This window comes from Bacillus sp. LR_5, from assembly GCF_042709275.1.
Window position 1 is genome coordinate 1 of sequence record NZ_JAVAXX010000501.1, and the last position, 2,629, is coordinate 2,629.

Here is a 2,629-nt window from a genome sequence, read left to right on the forward strand (position 1 = left end):
TAATATCAAACCCGGCATGACAGTCATCGCCGGAAACGCATTCCCAGACACGCATCCTGAAATTGAAAAAGCCATGTCTGACGGAATTCCGGTGATACGTTATCATAAGTTTTTAGGCGACTACATGAAAAAATTCACTAGTGTTGCCGTTACGGGCGCACACGGCAAAACGTCGACTACGGGTCTGCTGGCTCATGTGATCCAAAACGCGAAACCGACCTCTTTCTTAATTGGGGACGGAACAGGCCAGGGAAATGAAAACAGCGAATACTTTGTGTTTGAAGCGTGCGAATATCGCCGCCATTTCTTAAGCTATCAGCCAGACTACGCGATCATGACAAATATTGATTTTGATCATCCTGATTACTTCTCAAGCATTGACGATGTGTTTGACGCTTTCCAAGAGATGGCTCTGCAAGTCAACAAAGGAATTATTGCCTGCGGAGACGATGAGCATCTGCCGAAAATCCATGCGAACGTACCTGTTGTATATTACGGCACGGGGGAAGAAAATGATTTTCAAGCCAGAAACATCGTTAAAAGCACAGAAGGGACAACTTTCGATGTATTTGTACGCAATACATTCTATGATACGTTTTATATTCCTGCGTACGGTAACCACAATGTATTAAACTCATTGGCGGTCATTGCGTTATGCCATTATGAAGAAATTGATTCCAGCATCATTAAGCATGCCCTCAAATCATTCGGCGGCGTCAAACGCAGATTCAATGAGAAGCAGCTCGGGGATCAAGTGCTGATAGATGACTACGCTCATCACCCGACAGAAATAAAAGTGACGATTGAGGCGGCAAGACAGAAATACCCTGATCGTGAAATCGTCGCGGTATTTCAGCCTCATACATTTACGCGGACGCAGCAATTCCTTGACGATTTCGCAGAAAGCCTGAGCGGGGCTGACTGTGTGTATCTATGTGATATTTTCGGCTCAGCCCGGGAGAATGCAGGAAAGCTGACAATCGGCGACCTGCAGGGAAAAATTCATAATGCTAAGCTGATTGAAGAAGATGACACATCTGTTTTAAAAGCTCATGAAAAAGCCGTTCTCATCTTTATGGGAGCAGGAGATATCCAAAAATATATGAGAGCCTATGAAAACGTCATGGCATAATAAAAAGCAGTGATCTCACTGCTTTTTATTTATCTGATGGAAAAGCTTGTTAAAGGATTTTCTTACATAATGGAGAATAATATGTATACAGCCCAGTACACATGTTTATGATTTAAGAAAACGGGTAAACAGCAGTATATCCTGCAGCAAGGAGGTTTGAGATGATTATTATTCTTTATTTAAGCGTTGCACTCATCGCAGTCGCATTTCTGGTGTTAGTGATCTACTTGTCTAAAACATTGAAGTCACTGCAGCTGACACTAAAACACGTCGCATCCACTCTCGAAGGGCTGGAGGGACAAATGAAAGGCATCACAACTGAAACAGCCGAGCTGTTACATAAGACCAACCGCCTGGCTGAAGATATTCAGGAAAAATCAGAAAAGCTGAACACGGTCGTTCATGCTGTTCAAGGGGTTGGAACTTCTGTACAGCAGTTCAATACATCCATGAAACAGGCGGCAGGGTCTGTATCGGCATCAGTAAGAGAAAATCAAGACAAGATCAATCAAGTTGTCACATGGAGCCAAGCAGCAATGGAAATTTGGGAGAAATGGAAACTAAGAAAAAAATCAACTCTCTAAGAGAAAAAAAACTATGAGGAGGAATAATGATGAGCAAAGATGGAATTAATAGTAAAGATTTTTTAATCGGAACTTTAATCGGGGGAATCATCGGTGCCACTACCGCTCTTTTTCTAGCGCCTAAGTCAGGCAAAGAACTTCGCGACGATCTCGGCAGCCAAGCTGTTGCTTTACGAGATAAAACTGACAAAATGACGGCAGATGCGAAGGAAAAAGGCACGCAATATGTCAGTATCGCAAAAGACAAAACATCCAACATCACACAGCTTGTAGCAGATCAGTCAGGACAGATCATGAACAAGGTGAAGGATTTAAGAGATCGTTCCAAATCTGCAAAAACAGATTCATCAACTGATATGCAAGAGATGAGAGAAGAAGCGATGCAGGCGGCCGATGAAACAAAAGATCAAGTCCTCCAAACGAAAGAGGATGTAAAAGACGAACTGAAAGATGCACAAAAACAGGCTGAGCATATCAATCGCTGAGCAGGGAAGGAAGAGCTTGAGTCATGGCAAAACAGCTTATTCAATCTGAGGAAGAATTTAAACGGATTGCAGAACAGGAAGGCACTTTCGTCTTCTTTAAACACAGCATCACATGCCCGATCAGCCAGGCAGCATTTCATGAGTTTGATGCCTTTGCAAATCAGCATGAGGATGTGCCGGCTTATTATCTGCAAGTACAAGAAGCCCGGCCGCTGTCAAATTTCATCGCAGAAACATACAGCGTAAAGCACGAAAGCCCTCAGGTTTTCGTCATCCAAAACGGTGAAGTGAAATGGCATACCTCACATTCACAAATTACAGAAGCGGCCATTGAGCAGCATTTATCATAGAAAAAAGCGTCCAGATACATTCTGGCGCTTTTTTTTTGAAAAAACCCTTGAACATTGCCCTCACATCATGTAGGATAA

The 2,629-nt window shown here is 42.9% G+C and carries 4 protein-coding genes; all 4 read left to right on the plus strand.

The genetic code is table 11. The features are described from left to right. The coding region (gene murC / locus RAC86_RS37655; RefSeq protein WP_377886853.1) for a UDP-N-acetylmuramate--L-alanine ligase at positions 1 to 1,132 on the plus strand (1,132 nt) is incomplete at its 5' end. A 161-nt stretch (positions 1,133 to 1,293) separates the two neighbouring features. After that, positions 1,294 to 1,716 (plus strand): DUF948 domain-containing protein, encoded by a 423-nt coding sequence (locus RAC86_RS37660; protein WP_014114798.1) that lies wholly within the window; start codon positions 1,294 to 1,296, stop codon positions 1,714 to 1,716. Between the two features lie 29 nt (positions 1,717 to 1,745). Continuing rightward, on the plus strand, positions 1,746 to 2,201 hold the full coding sequence (locus RAC86_RS37665; RefSeq protein ID WP_014114797.1) for a YtxH domain-containing protein: 456 nt from the start codon (positions 1,746 to 1,748) through the stop codon (positions 2,199 to 2,201). Between the two features lie 23 nt (positions 2,202 to 2,224). Further along, positions 2,225 to 2,551 (plus strand): bacillithiol system redox-active protein YtxJ, encoded by a 327-nt coding sequence (gene ytxJ, locus RAC86_RS37670; RefSeq protein ID WP_014114796.1) that lies wholly within the window; start codon positions 2,225 to 2,227, stop codon positions 2,549 to 2,551. Positions 2,552 to 2,629 lie beyond the last annotated feature (78 nt).

Excerpts from the sequence above, each read along its gene's own strand:
- RAC86_RS37665 (WP_014114797.1), top strand. The coding sequence starts at position 1,746 with ATGAGCAAAGATGGAATTAATAGTAAAGATTTTTTAATCGGAACTTTA.
- ytxJ (WP_014114796.1), top strand. The coding sequence starts at position 2,225 with ATGGCAAAACAGCTTATTCAATCTGAGGAAGAATTTAAACGGATTGCA.
- RAC86_RS37660 (WP_014114798.1), top strand. The coding sequence starts at position 1,294 with ATGATTATTATTCTTTATTTAAGCGTTGCACTCATCGCAGTCGCATTT.